The following is a 14394-nucleotide window of genomic DNA, read 5'->3' as shown; positions in this document are numbered from 1 at the left end:
AGGCGGATGTTCCCCCATGTTCAATATTGCAATCTGTGATGATGAGGAGCAGCAACGAGAACGTGTGAAATCCATGCTGGTCTCCTTATCTCTAAAAACCAATTTTGATTTTCAAATTAGCCTATTCACATCTGGTGAACAATTGCTCTCACACTACAGAGAGGTTGGGGATACATTCAATATTCTCATCTTGGATGTGGAGATGGGCGGAATGAACGGGATTCAGACCGCTAAAGAGATCAGGAACATGAAGTTTCTGGATGTACAGATTATGTTTCTGACCAGTTACCCGGAATATATGGTGGAGAGCTTTGATGTCATCACCTTTCAATATCTGATCAAGCCAATCCAGCCGCAAGTTTTCGAGGAAAAGATGATTAAGCTGTGTCAATATTTTCAGGCATTGGACAAAAAGTATGTACTAATCAAATCAGACTATGATGAACTGTTGCTGAAATATGATGATATTCTCTGGATTGAGGTCGTCAAAAGTTTAACAATCAAGAACAAGTTGAATTTTGTAACACAGGAAAATGTACATGAGACCAAAGGCATTCTATCTAGTTATGCTACCGGTTTGAAAGACCATGGTTTTTTGCAGATCCATCGCTCGATTATCATTAACCTTATGCATGTTCAGAAGTTTTCCGGTACCCAAGTCATTATGTTGAATGGAACGGAACTGCCCATAGGTCGATCCAAGGTCAAAGAAATCAAGGATGCCTACACCAAATATATGATCATGAGGATTCAATGATATGGGTACCTATATGATCTTTTCCATCATTTTTGTGACCTTACTTATGGCATTTCAGGCGAATTTTTATTTTGATTCTGTGTTGGGCAAGTCCAGACGAAAGCCGCGCAGAGCGATCTATTTCATAGTATTTCTCATGTTGGGTTATTTTTATTTGGTCTCTTCCTTCTCTGATATCATTTCTACTGCTGTTGCTCTGCTGTTAATCTTCAGTCTGGCACAGTCCTATGAAGTGGAGTTTAAAATCAAGCTTGTTTTTACCATCCTGTATGCGGTTCTGATTACAATGGCAAATACGATAGCTGTATATATTCTCGGAGTTTTGGAATCCACAGAATTCATTTCATGGGAACAGTTCAACGGAGAAAACCACTGGATTCTCTCCAAGGTGATGCTGGTTGGTTGCAGTATCATGTTCATTGTTATTCAAATTGTACGTTTAGTGGCTAAACGCAGAAGTTTTGCCGTGCATTATCGTTATTATTTGCTGTTTCTCATCGTACCCATTATTACGATCTATCAGATCAATGTGGCCTCCATATATAGTGAAAAAAACATATTCTACGTCTTTTCCGTACTAGGCTCTCTATTTCTCAACGTGTTCATTGTATATGTATTCGATAATATGGTGGAAAAGGTACAGCTTGCGCATGAAAATACCCAGTTACAGCGTCAGATGGACTACCAGGATGCCAACTATGAGAAGACCGTTCACAGTTTCAAAAACATTAAATCCATCATCCATGATATCAATCAGCAATTTCTGTATATTGATGAATGTATCCAGCGTAACGAACTGGCAGCGGCAGGTGACCATATCAAGTCAACATTAAATACCATTGAAGGTGCGTACCAGCGGGTGAACTCCGGCAATCTGGTCATTGATGCACTCGTTACAAATACCTTGGCTATGGGGCAGGCAAACGGGATCAAAATCGACACCAAAATCCAGCTCCACTCACAACATATTCAGATCGATCGGTACGATCTGTGTGTGGTGCTGGGTAACATGCTCGATAACGCAATTGAGGCCTCCAAGAAGGTTAGACAGGCTGAGGATCGATATATCCTGATTGCCATTCACTCCACATCATCTACACTGGTCATCCAGATTATGAATCATGTGGAGCAACCGATCGTTGACTTGAAAAGTGACAAGCCCAATCCGGAGTACCATGGGATCGGTCTAACCAATATATCGCGAATGTGCGAGAAATATGGTGGACATATGAGTATTGAGCATCAGCATCGGAAATTTAACAACATGGTCGTGCTTCCGTTCCACACCGACAATCCCTGAACCTGCCGTTCAGGGGTTGTTTTTTTCCATTCAGGGTCCGTTTGCGTTTGATCAGTCTCTTCCCGGATATGATGAATTCATTCATAAGAACATTTGAGGGAGGACATAGGATGAAGAAACTAATTAGTCTTTTATGTACAGCGGTGCTTGTAATTACACCGCTGGCAGATGTCAGAGCAGAGGCGAATAACAGCGGTACGATTGAGGCACGGGCGGAGCAGATCGCCAAGGAGATGGTGCAAAACTACGGTGTCACCAGTGTGCAATATGCGATCATGGATGAAGGGGAATATATTTTATCAGATAGTGTCGGACTGCACGATAAGGCATCACAGAAGCCAATAGACAAGGATAGCATGTATGGCATAGGCTCGGTTAGCAAAATGGTTGTTACGACAGCCGCCATGAAGCTGGTTGATTCCGGTAAAATAGATCTGGATGAGCCACTTACTTCGTATATCAAGGACTTTAAAATGGCAGATGCGCGCTATACTCAAATCACACCGCGCATGTTGATGAATCATTCATCCGGTCTTTACGGTACACATTATGGAAACAGCATGTTGTTTGAAGATAATGACACCCGCAATCATGATGAGTTATTGCTCAAACTTCAGTCCGAAAAACTGAAATCCAAACCTGGCGCATACTCCGTCTACGCCAATGACGGTTTTCAATTGCTTGAAATCCTGGTTGAACGGGTGAGTGGATTAAGCTACAGCGAATATATCGTCAAGTTCATCAGCGAGCCGTTGAAGTTGGAATCAACGAAGACACCACTAGATTCCTTTGACAGAGCGCAATTATCCGAAACCTATTGGCCTACACTTGAGATGAAGATGCCTACCGAAAATGCAAACATTATCGGCACAGGCGGAGTGTACTCTACCGCAGAAGAATTGAGTCAATTCGGAGAGGTTTTAATGGGGAACAGACCGGATATTCTGTCCGAATCTGCTGTGAAGGCCATGCAATCTCATGAATATCGTAAGGGCATATGGGTATCTGATGAGCAAAATACGATCAATTATGGCTTGGGATGGGATTCGGTTGACCTTGCACCTTTCAGCGATTATGGGGTTACCGCGCTTGCCAAAGGCGGGGATACCATGTTGTACCACGCCGTGTTAATCACTATACCCGAACATGATATTTCAATGGCGGTTCTATCATCTGGCGGATCTTCCATCTACAATCAGATGTTTGCCAGCAAAGTGCTGCTGGAAGTTCTGGCGGATCAAGGCATCATCGACAAGGTTAAACCCGATCAGACCTTCTCGTCACCCGACAAAGTGAAGATGCCAACAGAATTAAGCGCGTACTCCGGTCTCTATGGTACGGTAGGAGAGACATTGGATATAACGATTAAGGATGGTGAGATGCAACTGCCAGACTTGTTGGGTGGAATTATTCCAGAGCAGAAATATGTGTACACAGGCGACGAACATTTTACAAGTGCGGATGGCAGTGTGAAAGCTAGTTTTGTGAAGGAACGTAATGACAAGGTATATGTTAAAGTTCAGGGTATGATTACGTTACCCGGCATAGGCCAAACGGTAATGAACACGTATGATTATCAAAAACTGGATCATAATGCGCTTGACGCAGCAACGAAAGAGAAATGGACAGCTCGTGACGGCTCGAAATATTACGCGTTGGATGAAAAAATAACATCGATTTTTTATCTGCTTCCATCGATGCTGATCAAGAACTTGTCTGTTGATGCCAAAAATGGCTATGCTAATGGCACGCAAATCATGGATGCAAACAACGCAGAGAATATCGCCGAGATTCCTGTAATGAACGGAAGAGACGCGTTTGATCTGCAATTTTACACAAAGAATGGCGCCGAGATTTTGCTCCAGGATGGGCAAGAATACATTGCCGAGGATGCGATTACTCCAATCTTTGGTGGAAAAAAAGGAATTACGACTATTCCGGCAAACGGTCAAGCCCGGTGGTATGCGATCGACGCCCGATCGGGTAACAAATCCATCACGGTGGATTCTCCCAAGACCGGAGGTTATGCAGTGTATAATGATAAAGGGGAAATGGTTGACTTCTCTGTAGCAACCAATCAGGAATCGACGAAACTCCCGAAAAGTGGTTTTATCGTTTTTGGTGGGGACTCCGGTGATGTATTCCAGATTCAACTAAAGTAAAGTAGAAACTTCATTAATGAGTCACGTTCGCAACTTATCTCCGAAAAAATACATTTATCAAGAAGTCGCCTAGTGGCGGCTTTTTTGATATTTTCTTTGAATAATTTAACAATCCCGTAACTATTTGGACCCATCACACGTTATGTTTATGTAGTTATATCTCAGGATTTTAATAACAGGAGGAATTCATTTACCATGGTCAATATACATAAACGTCAAATGAATAAGGAATGGAAAAAAAGAGCAGGAAGACCCATCATTGCAGGCATTACTGCCGGAATGCTGATGGTTCACGGCGTTATCGGCGTGTTGCCATCGCAGGCACATGCTGAAGCATCGGATGTATCCATCCGTAACTGGTATTCGTATCAACGAATCACTGTACCTGAACTGAAACCTTCTTGGACAGCAAAAGTAGATAACTATCTGAATATGAACGAGACGTATGTTGGAGTTAATGCCATCGCAGAAGAAGGAAAAGTATTCACGTTTGCTGGATCGAAGTTGATTGCACTCGATGCGACAACAGGTAAACGGCTGTGGACTTACGGCAAAGACCTGACTCCATATATTACCTATCAAAGCGGGATTCTCTACGGACTGACCATTGATCACAAGCCATATGCCTTGAATGCGAAGACAGGCAAAGCAAAATGGCAGTCAGGCACATCCACCTGGATTGATACGTATAACCGTACGGAAGCTCTGATTCCAACGGTGGATACCCTCTACGTGATTAAGGGGAGTACAACGTTTGCACTGGACATCCAGTCAGGCAAACTGCGCTGGGAAGCAGATGAACCATTAGGTGAAGGTAATGGTACTGAGTATTTGAGAGAATCTAATGGTGTGGTGCTGAGAACCTTTTTTGTCCAAGGGGCACTTACATCCTTACAGCTTAATGCATATGACAAGAAAACGGGCAAGAAGCTATGGGGTCATTTTGGTCAGGGGGAAGCTATTCAGATCAAAGATGGTCTTGTTTACTCAGCGGACTACTATTCTTCGATGTTGGAAAATGACGAGTCTTCACCAGAACGCAAATGGAAAGTTAATGCGTACAACTTGAAGACCGGTGTGTTAAAAGGAAGTCAGGAGTATAAGTGGACCATGCCGGGGGATCCACCGTATGTGAATGGGTATGGAGGGATATTTTCCAATAAAGACAAACTATACATTCTACAAGGGGATAAGATAGCGGAGTATTCGTTGACCTCAACCAAGCTGGGTCCCGCGCCACTTCGAACTTTTCAGCGCCCTTACGGAGAAAATATGGTGTGGCTTGGCATTACACAGGAAAGGTTGATCTTCAAAAACGGAAACACGGGAGAACTTACAGGCATCAAGCTGGCTAATAGTCAAGAGGTCCAGTGGCATGGTGATGCCCCCGTTTCTCAGATTGATGTTTACGGCAAAGGGATGTATCGAGCACAACGTAACGGCACACTGCTTGTCCTCAACATGATGTCGGGTCAGTCGGTCTTCCGCGTCTCCACCGGTGGAGATCTGCATAACACGACGTTAAAGACAAACGGAATGATCATCATCCAAACCGAAGGCAAACTTCTCGGCGTTAAGCTGCCAGCATCGCTGAAATAAGTGATTTAAGATGAAAAATATGTGAGAAGACTGGATTACGGCATAGCTTGCTTATAATCCGGTCTTTTTTTATTTTTGCGCATAAAACACTGCAAAGTCCAAGTATTTTTACATGCAATCTGCCACACGAAACCCCGCTTCCTCCAACCACATCAATTGATCCTCCAGCGTGGCATTGATATCCACCTTGCGTCTTTCGATCGATGCCGAGGTGTCTGTATCAAGGGTTCTTCCCTGACCCTAGGGAAATACCGATTATGGATAAACTCATAGGTTGGACCTATGGATTCCGAGTCTCTGCTATGGGTAATAACATGTAAGCACAGAATATAGACAGGGGGAATGAACCTGATGTTTCAACCACGTTCTATTATGATGAGTATCTCGTTAATCGTTATAGTTCTAACGCTTGCAGCTTGCTCTGGTAGTAATGAACCTTTGCCTAGCCCTCAACCATCAATGCCAGTAGGTGAACCTGCTCCAGCACCTTCAACAGAAAATGAACAACCATCTGAAACAGATGGAACAGAAGAAGCAAATGAAACGGAGCGTCCACAGACCTCAAGTTTTGAAATGTTGACCGCAGATGGCAATCAATCACTAGAGGCGACCTTGCAACAAGGAGAAGGATTTTCCTTGTACGTATTCGAGAAATTCACATTTGATGCTGCTCAAGGCCGTCTGTCACTGACTAGTAACGCTGACTATTATGTAGATATTGAACCACTGCCTTCGGATTATAATCTGGCAGAACTGGAGACAGCGGGTAAAGAAGAATTAGAAAAAGCCGGTAAGGTATCTGATTATAGTGGAGAACTGGTAGAACACCCGCTTGGTCATGCCGAGCTTTATCTTCAGGCCTCTGGTGAAGAAGGCATTAGCGATTATATGGTCTGGAAATCAGAAGAAGAGGAAGCATTTCTATTCCGTCTTCATAATCCAAAAGGAGAAGAGGCCTCTGATTTCGCCAGTCCGGTCCTTGTTTCGTTATCCACCGTTCAGGGTGATTCGTAACGTGGATGACTATAATCATTTCAACGAAAGTCGCCAACTGGCGGCTTTTTTTACTTTTGCAGATTGCACGGAGAAGTTGCAGGTGATGTATTCACTTCCATTTGACTTAGAGTACGCTCTAGGGTGTAGACTTTGAAAAAGTAGAAATATTACTAAGGAGATGAACAGAATGACACAGGAAAATAATACTAGAACTTTACAACTTAAAATGGACTCTGGCTTCAACCATAATAGTACAGCGGAGGATGTATTGAGGGATCTGGACTTGTCCGGACAGCTTGCTATTGTAACGGGTGGATATTCCGGCCTGGGGTTGGAGACGACACGTGCGCTTGTTAATGCGGGAGCCCGTGTAGTGGTGACTGCACGTCGTCCAGCGGTTGCGAAGGAAGCACTTTCGGGTCTGGAAGGTGTCGAAATAGATGAATTGGACCTCGCTGATTTATCCAGCGTTCGTGCTTTTGCGGAGCGGTTTCTGGCGAGTGATCGGAACATTGATATGCTGATTCTTAATGCGGGCATCATGGCTTGCCCGGAGACGCGGGTTGGTCCTGGCTGGGAAGCTCAATTTGCAACCAATCATCTGGGCCACTTTGCCCTGACTAATCTGTTATGGCCAGCACTTGCAAGTCAGGGGGGAGCACGTGTTGTTTCCTTGGCATCAGCGGGACATCATTTCTCACCGATTCGTTGGGATGACATCCAATTTGAACATGGATATGAGAAATTCCCTGCCTATGGACAGTCCAAAACAGCAACGATTTTATTCAGCGTTGAGCTGGATCGTCGAGGTGCAGAGCACGGCGTACGGGCTTTCTCAGTTCATCCAGGCGGAATTATGACACCACTACAGCGTCATATGCCAAAAGAGGAAATGATTGCTCTGGGCTGGATTGATGAATCTGGACAAGTGGCCAACCCTGCGTTCAAAACACCTGAGCAGGGGGCAGCGACGCAGGTCTGGGCAGCAACCTCTCCTCAGCTTGAGGGAAAAGGCGGTGTCTACTGCGAGGATTGTGACATCAGTGAAATGGCTCCAGAGGATGGAGGTTTCTATGGGGTCAAGAAGTATGCCATCGACCCTGAGCAAGCTATTCGTTTATGGGAGCTATCAGCCAAGCTGACTCAAACAGACATAGAATTCTCATAATCATGTAGTTGCGGCAACAGAGCAACAGCTTGCTTCCATGCAGGGACTCACGGAAAAGTTCAAAATCTAAAGAGAATGTGATTAATTATAATGAAAACAACATAATTTCAAACAAAATCTCCTATTTAGCATATAATAAAGAAGGAGCATCTCATTTTCGCGATGGTGCAATCATTTCTTTATGAATTCAGGGAGAGAAAATCATGAATATTTTTGAGCATCAGATACCTTTGGAAAAAGTGAAATTCAATGAACCACTAAAAAATCACACGTTTATTAAAATAGGTGGCAACGCAGATATTCTCATCCATCCAACAACGATAGACGAAATCACTAAAATCGTGGAAATTGCCAACTTACATCAGTTACCTCTGACGGTCATTGGAAAAGGCTCAAACGTCATTATTAAAGACGGGGGTATCCGGGGAGTAACGATTTCTCTTAGCCACTTTGATCAAATTAAAGTGAATGAGGAGAGCATGATTGCGCAAAGCGGCGTTGATATCATTGAGGTATCCAGACTTGCTTTGGGGCATAGCTTGACCGGTTTGGAGTTTGCTTGTGGCATTCCTGGCAGCACGGGGGGCGCACTTTACATGAATGCGGGTGCTTATGGCGGTCAGATCGCCGATGTTGTGGAACGTGCGACTGTGATCACCAAAGACGGCGCAGTGTTGGAGATTCCGCGAGAAGAGATGAAGTTTGGTTATCGAAATAGTCTCTTCAAGATGGATCACTATATCATACTGGAGGCCGAATTCGGGCTCAAAAAAGGAAACAAGGAAGATATTGCAAGCAAAATGAAGGAATTAACGTTCCTAAGAGAATCCAAGCAGCCGCTTGAATTCCCCTCTTGTGGAAGTGTATTTAAACGACCCGAAGGACATTTTGCCGGTAAACTGATTCAGGATTGTAACTTGCAGGGCACTCGCATCGGAGGTGCTGAAATCTCCATGAAGCATGCAGGTTTTATCGTAAATGTGGATCATGCTACTGCCCAGGATTATATGGATCTGATCCAATTTATTCAGAAGAAAGTATATGATACGTTCCAAGTTGAATTGGAAACCGAAGTAATCTTTCTGGGAGAATAGCTTCAATGAATGACTTGAAAGGTCGCCAATGGCGGCCTTTTTTGTTGTCCGAATTATATTTAAACAAGAACTAATATGCTAATTATGGTAATATCAGAGTGATTGTATTTAATATTTCATCGTTATCATAAGGAGTGTACATGGAGATAATCAAGCGTAACAGGAGAATTCTGCTAATCACTGCAATGGTAATTTTACTATCGCCCCTGTCAATCTTGGCATATATGTATATGAATGAACGAGCTGGCGGGCTAGCCGATCAACGGATATCCAAAGTTTGGGGATTGAATGAACCTATACATATTCCTATAGCGAACAGTCCTCAAGGGGCCGTTCAAGAATTTAGAGGTGAATCTTATACCTCCCAATTCATTCATCAGGAGGCTGTGGACGGGGGCATGATTTTGTTTACGCACAAAAAGGGTCGGGAAAACAACAGTAATCTTCAGATGGAGTATACCCGCAAGAACATTTTCGGATGGAAATGGGTATGGGGTGGAGGATATTCCATTAATGAATCAGTTGAATCCAAGTTTGCGTTGAATTATATGAGCATACCGAAATTGGAAAAAGTCTCGGCCCCGTTACCGATGTTATTTGGTGACATCATAGACTCCACTATCAAACGTGTAACTATTGAAATCAAGCAAAATGAAAAGCCCGAAACTTTCGATGCGAAGCTGGTTGAGGCAGGTGAGAACCAACAAATCTGGTATGCATTCCTGCCTTCATCAGCTACTCCTCCTTATACAATCAAAGCATATGATGAAAAGGAGAACCTCTTAATCAATAAAGACATTGAAGAGGCAGATGGCTTTGGCTCATTATTTATTGAATAATCTCAAATAGAACTCCAGTAAAAAACAGCGGCATTCGAAGACTTTAGGTACGAGTCTAAGATTGTTGCTGTTTTACGGTTAGAGAATAAATAGTTACCTGGACTTTGAATCATCTGCGGTTCGATTGGCCTTCACATATTTGAGCTGTGCAACGATGATGACACTGATGATGACCAGCAGGAACCACGAACTAATTTTGCTAAAGCTAACCAGTTGCCAGGCATCATGCTGATCAGGATATTTCCAGGCATTGAAAAATGTAGCGACGTTCTCAGCAGTCCAAATGAAGAATCCGACAATGATAAAAGCAAGCGATAAGGGCATTCGATAGGTCGTTGCTCGTACCCGGTAAATAATCCAGGTTTTCCAGAAGACAATAAATACAAGCGCCGTCAGCCACCAGCGGAAATCGGGCATAAAATGATGAGTGAAAAAGTTAATATAGATGGCTGCTCCGAGCAGCATCGAAGGTGCAAAACCAGGCCATCCGGTCATGTCCATTCGCAGTCTTCGCCACACCTGACACATAAAACTGGCTACACTTGCATACATGAATCCGCTATAAAGAGGGACACCCAGGATTTTGCTGTATGCTTGCTCAGGGTATGACCATGATCCCATCCATACTTTATAGATTTCTAGCACCAGGCCAATAATGTGAAATACACAGATGACCTTGATTTCATCCTTGGTTTCCAAGCCGCTTCGATACATCAGGTACTGCACAGCAAGCAATACGAGCAGAATAGCATCATATCGATGAAGGAAAGGAATAGGAATTACACTGGACAGGGCCAGTGTTCCAAAGATCGCTACGGGAAATATGCAGCTCATGGCCTGATGATAGCCAAAATGAAGTAGTTGTATTAGAGATTTCAAGTCGAGTTAAACTCCTTTCCAAACATGTTGGAGCAAGATGCATTTCAGATTTAAGGTTCTTCATCACGGGCGTTTTTGCCTACACTTCATAATATAGATATGATCCATGAATAAAAAGAGAAAAAACCACGCAAATCTGTTCTTGTTTTCAAACTGGAATCATCATGAGAGGGCTCTATGTGAGGTCGACAGGGTCACTCCATGTATATTCTCTTGTGGTTATGTTAAAATGAAATTTGTACAATTACATTAGATAAGGAGGCCGCTATGCAACCGATTAAACCTCAAGACATTCAGCTCCGGATCAATAATCTTGCTGATCAGGACTTATACGTACATCTAGAACTTACGTCAGGTGCTTACGCACAACATATGGACAGTACAAAACATCCAGCATCGGCATTCATTACTAATGCGGCCATACGATATACGCAGGGGTCCATTTCAGGTACAGGTCCATACCGTGTTGGTCTGAAAACAACGCAGGGATGGCTTTACGCCGAAGGACTTACACATATTGATGAGCAGGAACAAGAAAGACTGATTCTCGCCGGTCACGACAGCCAAGGTAAACTAGTTGTGGCGTTACAATTAAGCCGAGAGATGTTCTGATGAAAGCGGAGGATTGAATAGCCATGAATACTACACACAACGAGCATGAGCGCATCTTGGTGGTATATCCACATCCAGATGATGAAGCTTTCTCTGTATCGGGAACGTTAGCCAAATACATAGATGGCGGTGCCCATGTAACTTATGCTTGTCTAACACTTGGCGAGATGGGGCGCAATATGGGGATTCCTCCATTTGCCAACCGAGTGACATTGCCTGGCATCCGTAAACAGGAACTCATCGAAGCTTCTGAAGCGATTGGTATTCAGGACTTGAGAATGCTGGGTTTCCACGATAAAATGCTGGAGTTCGAAGATCCAGAGTTACTGGAAGACACCATCATGTCGCTACTTAAAGAGTTGAACCCTACGCTGGTCATAACGTTCTATCCGGGGTACAGTGTTCATCCCGATCATGATGCAACGGGAGCCGCTGTTATACGTACAATCACTAAACTTCCTGTGGATGAACGTCCGATTGTTCATTGCGTTGCGTTCGCTAATAATCAGGAACAGTACATTGGTAAACCGGATGTATTTGTTGACGTATCCGAATTTTTGGATCGAAAAATGGCGTCCATTCGTGCCCATCGTTCACAATTCCAGGCAGCAGAGCTTGTAGGAAATAGTGAGCTGAATAATGAAGAAATCAAAAAACGTTTTGGCAGAGAAACATTTTGGACCTATCCATTTGAATAATATATTACTTAGAAGTCGCCTATATGGCGGCTTTTTTTGATTTACATCACAATATCGACACAAAAATGTAGCGTCTATAGCCTAATTGAGCTATATGGAATAAATATCATTTTAAGTACACTATGATCAGGATTGTGATAACGCTTCATTTATTGCGTTGCTTCAATGGATGAGGAACATGGAGAGTTGATTTTAAGTGGAATGGAGGGATGGTGTGTACAACCAACGTATATTTTGGATTAACGTAAGACCCGTTGAATACATTGCCACAGCAATAAGCAACTGTAACAAGAAGCCGGAATTGCGCGGTTTGAATCATGAGTAATCCTTGGGCAGGCTTGGGTACATTCAACAGTTGTAAGAAAAGTCGGGTTACAGGTTTCATTTTTCTAATCGGAATGATGATGCTCCTACTATCCCTTCCGCACGGTGCAGTCATGGCCTCTTCCGGACATCGTGAGCTCATTCCCCTTCAGCCTATGATTGACCGTTCTGTACCTGGAGAAGTCATTGTACTTGCATCAGGTCGTTACTCTGGACCCGTGACGATTGACAAAAACATCACCATTCAGGGTGATCCTACGGTCATAGTTGTTAATGCGGAAGCCACCTCTACGATAATGATTCGCTCGGATGGGGTGAAACTGAGCGGTTTTACAATTGAACATGATACGAATGAACAGACTGCAGCGATTCAGGTTGAAGGGAAAAACAGTGAAATCACAGATCTGCACATTCAGACCCAAGGGTATGGGATGATCATCCGGAATTCGAGTCAGGCAACGATTCAGCGGAACAGCATTACGTGGGCCGGTTCCGATTCTGCTTCCAGTGGCCAGAAGGGCAATGGCATTGATCTGTACAACTCCCATGATAGCTTCATTGAAGCCAATGAGATCACCGGCATGAGGGATGGAATCTATCTGGAGAACAGTCGCAAGTCTATCGTGCAAAATAACAGGCTGTTACATACGAGGTACGGCATCCACTGTATGTACATTGACGGCTCTTCTGTCATGGATAATACCGGAGAAGAGAACATGACAGGTGCCATGATCATGGGCGTCAAGAATACGGTTATATCGGGCAATTCTTTTCGCAAACAGAGTACTAATGTTCATTCTCAAGGGATTCTGTTGTATGACGTGCATCAATCCTCAATTCACAACAATGTGGTGGAGGGTAATCGTGTCGGCATGAATATTGCAGAGTCATCGGGCAATGAGATCCATGACAATGCGGTGCTTCGGAATTTTGTTGGCATACAGCTTGTTCTGGCAGAAGCTAATGAGTTTACACGTAACCAATTGGTGTCTAATGTCATTGAAGCTTCGGCGCTGGATAGCCCGAATAATGTCCTGATGGAGAACTACTGGGACTCCTTTCAGGGGCTCGATCTGAATCGGGATGGGATCAGTGAAATATCCTATGCCATCAATCCTTTTTATGAGCAACTGGTCAGTCGAAATTCAGCGTATCAGCTCTTTTTCCAATCACCGGGTATGGTCTTTCTGAGTGAGTTGTTTACAGAAGGCAGAGAACAATGGACTACCGACAAATCGCCACGAATGAGCATGGATACGGAATCTGATCTGCACATGTCAGTAGAAAGTGCTACAGATTCCAATGTGGTGTGGTTGTTCGGGTTAATTCTGTTGGGTATGGCAACTTTTATAATCATCTATATGGGGGTATTACGAAAATGAACAAAAGCTTGAACAGAAGATGGACATTCCTCATGGTACTTATGTTTGGCATGGTGCTGTTAAGCGCTTGCGGAACAAAATACGCGGCATTGCCGATCAATGAAGACGTGGATATCTGTGCGATCTGTAAAATGCAGGTGAAGGACGATGCATATGCAACACAGCTCACTACGAAAGACGGCCAAAATTACAAGTTCGATGATATCGGCTGCATGAACCAGTGGAAAACAGAAAATGGCACGGATAACATCGGCATGGACTATGTACGTGACTATAATGACAAGGAATGGATTGAATACAGCAAAGCCACGTATGTATACGACGCTTCATTGCGTACACCTATGGCCTATGGAATTCTTAACTTTAAGGACAAGCCCTCGGCTGAAGCTTTCATTGCAGAGCAAGGTGTAGGAACCATTATGACCGCTGAGGATCTTGCCTCTCATGACTGGAAACAGAACACAGAGAATATGGACATGATGGGTGAACATGGGCATGATGAGCACGGACATGGTGAAGAAGGAGACGGTAATGAGATGCATCAGGAAGGTGAGATGAAAGAAGAGTCAGGCCACTAAGTATGA

At 43.7% G+C, this 14394-nt stretch carries 13 protein-coding genes; 12 read left to right on the top strand and 1 reads right to left on the bottom strand.

The genetic code is table 11. The annotated features are described in order from the left end of the window. The first annotated feature begins 16 nt into the window (after nt 1-16). The 8 genes from MHI01_RS04215 (at nt 17) to MHI01_RS04180 (ending at nt 9915) form a co-directional block, all read left to right on the top strand. Complete coding sequence (locus MHI01_RS04215; RefSeq protein ID WP_253508283.1) at nt 17-757, top strand: LytR/AlgR family response regulator transcription factor; 741 nt, start codon at nt 17-19, stop codon at nt 755-757. A gap of 1 nt (nt 758) precedes the next feature. Next, the gene (locus tag MHI01_RS04210; RefSeq protein WP_253508285.1) at nt 759-2057 is read left to right on the top strand and encodes a GHKL domain-containing protein; all 1299 of its coding nucleotides are present in this window, start codon (nt 759-761) and stop codon (nt 2055-2057) included. A 110-nt stretch (nt 2058-2167) separates the two neighbouring features. Further along, the gene (locus tag MHI01_RS04205) at nt 2168-4219 is read left to right on the top strand and encodes a serine hydrolase domain-containing protein (protein ID WP_340982600.1); all 2052 of its coding nucleotides are present in this window, start codon (nt 2168-2170) and stop codon (nt 4217-4219) included. Nucleotides 4220-4414: 195 nt separating this feature from the next. Continuing rightward, nucleotides 4415-5818 carry an outer membrane protein assembly factor BamB family protein gene (locus tag MHI01_RS04200; RefSeq protein ID WP_340982599.1) on the top strand — a complete coding sequence of 468 codons (1404 nt, stop codon included), beginning with the start codon at nt 4415-4417 and terminating at the stop codon, nt 5816-5818. A 351-nt stretch (nt 5819-6169) separates the two neighbouring features. Then, entirely contained in the window at nt 6170-6832 is a 663-nt protein-coding gene (locus MHI01_RS04195; RefSeq protein WP_315372135.1) for a hypothetical protein, read from the top strand. Nucleotides 6833-7001: 169 nt separating this feature from the next. Continuing rightward, nucleotides 7002-7982, top strand: a complete 981-nt coding sequence (locus MHI01_RS04190) for an SDR family NAD(P)-dependent oxidoreductase (protein WP_253508293.1) — start codon at nt 7002-7004, stop codon at nt 7980-7982. A gap of 185 nt (nt 7983-8167) precedes the next feature. Continuing rightward, on the top strand, nt 8168-9076 hold the full coding sequence (gene murB / locus MHI01_RS04185) for a UDP-N-acetylmuramate dehydrogenase (RefSeq protein ID WP_390925642.1): 909 nt from the start codon (nt 8168-8170) through the stop codon (nt 9074-9076). Between the two features lie 224 nt (nt 9077-9300). Continuing rightward, nucleotides 9301-9915, top strand: coding sequence for a hypothetical protein (locus MHI01_RS04180; protein WP_340982598.1), 615 nt, complete (start codon nt 9301-9303; stop codon nt 9913-9915). Nucleotides 9916-10008: 93 nt separating this feature from the next. Here the strand turns inward: MHI01_RS04180 and MHI01_RS04175 are convergent, their stop codons facing one another. Further along, a complete protein-coding gene (locus tag MHI01_RS04175; protein ID WP_100526184.1) occupies nt 10009-10794 on the bottom strand; it encodes a DUF817 domain-containing protein in 786 nt (261 codons plus the stop codon). A 267-nt stretch (nt 10795-11061) separates the two neighbouring features. On the opposite strand from MHI01_RS04175, the gene MHI01_RS04170 reads away from it, so the two are divergent. The 4 genes from MHI01_RS04170 to MHI01_RS04155 all read left to right on the top strand — a co-directional run bounded on the left by MHI01_RS04170 (nt 11062) and on the right by MHI01_RS04155 (nt 14388). Next, nucleotides 11062-11406 (top strand): YojF family protein, encoded by a 345-nt coding sequence (locus MHI01_RS04170; RefSeq protein WP_017688572.1) that lies wholly within the window; start codon nt 11062-11064, stop codon nt 11404-11406. A 23-nt stretch (nt 11407-11429) separates the two neighbouring features. Further along, nucleotides 11430-12104, top strand: a complete 675-nt coding sequence (bshB2, locus tag MHI01_RS04165) for a bacillithiol biosynthesis deacetylase BshB2 (protein WP_253508297.1) — start codon at nt 11430-11432, stop codon at nt 12102-12104. Nucleotides 12105-12421: 317 nt separating this feature from the next. Next, nucleotides 12422-13810 carry a right-handed parallel beta-helix repeat-containing protein gene (locus MHI01_RS04160; protein ID WP_340982597.1) on the top strand — a complete coding sequence of 463 codons (1389 nt, stop codon included), beginning with the start codon at nt 12422-12424 and terminating at the stop codon, nt 13808-13810. Continuing rightward, nucleotides 13807-14388: a nitrous oxide reductase accessory protein NosL gene (locus MHI01_RS04155; RefSeq protein WP_074095004.1), complete on the top strand. Its 582-nt coding sequence runs from the start codon at nt 13807-13809 to the stop codon at nt 14386-14388. Before MHI01_RS04160 ends, MHI01_RS04155 begins: the two co-directional genes overlap by 4 nt. Nucleotides 14389-14394: the final 6 nt, after the last annotated feature.

Origin of the sequence: Paenibacillus sp. FSL M7-0656, from assembly GCF_038003225.1 — a bacterium.
GTDB classification, from domain to species: Bacteria; Bacillota; Bacilli; order Paenibacillales; family Paenibacillaceae; genus Paenibacillus; species Paenibacillus amylolyticus.
The sequence above is the reverse complement of the archived record's forward strand: the minus strand, read 5'-3'. Positions and strand labels throughout refer to the sequence as shown.

Bases quoted from the DNA above. Each gene is read 5' to 3' on its own strand.
- MHI01_RS04205 (WP_340982600.1), top strand. From the start codon at position 2,168: ATGAAGAAACTAATTAGTCTTTTATGTACAGCGGTGCTTGTAATTACA.
- MHI01_RS04170 (WP_017688572.1), top strand. From the start codon at position 11,062: ATGCAACCGATTAAACCTCAAGACATTCAGCTCCGGATCAATAATCTT.
- MHI01_RS04180 (WP_340982598.1), top strand. From the start codon at position 9,301: ATGTATATGAATGAACGAGCTGGCGGGCTAGCCGATCAACGGATATCC.
- MHI01_RS04190 (WP_253508293.1), top strand. From the start codon at position 7,002: ATGACACAGGAAAATAATACTAGAACTTTACAACTTAAAATGGACTCT.
- MHI01_RS04160 (WP_340982597.1), top strand. From the start codon at position 12,422: ATGAGTAATCCTTGGGCAGGCTTGGGTACATTCAACAGTTGTAAGAAA.
- MHI01_RS04200 (WP_340982599.1), top strand. From the start codon at position 4,415: ATGGTCAATATACATAAACGTCAAATGAATAAGGAATGGAAAAAAAGA.
- MHI01_RS04215 (WP_253508283.1), top strand. From the start codon at position 17: ATGTTCAATATTGCAATCTGTGATGATGAGGAGCAGCAACGAGAACGT.
- MHI01_RS04210 (WP_253508285.1), top strand. From the start codon at position 759: ATGGGTACCTATATGATCTTTTCCATCATTTTTGTGACCTTACTTATG.
- bshB2 (WP_253508297.1), top strand. From the start codon at position 11,430: ATGAATACTACACACAACGAGCATGAGCGCATCTTGGTGGTATATCCA.
- MHI01_RS04195 (WP_315372135.1), top strand. From the start codon at position 6,170: ATGTTTCAACCACGTTCTATTATGATGAGTATCTCGTTAATCGTTATA.
- MHI01_RS04155 (WP_074095004.1), top strand. From the start codon at position 13,807: ATGAACAAAAGCTTGAACAGAAGATGGACATTCCTCATGGTACTTATG.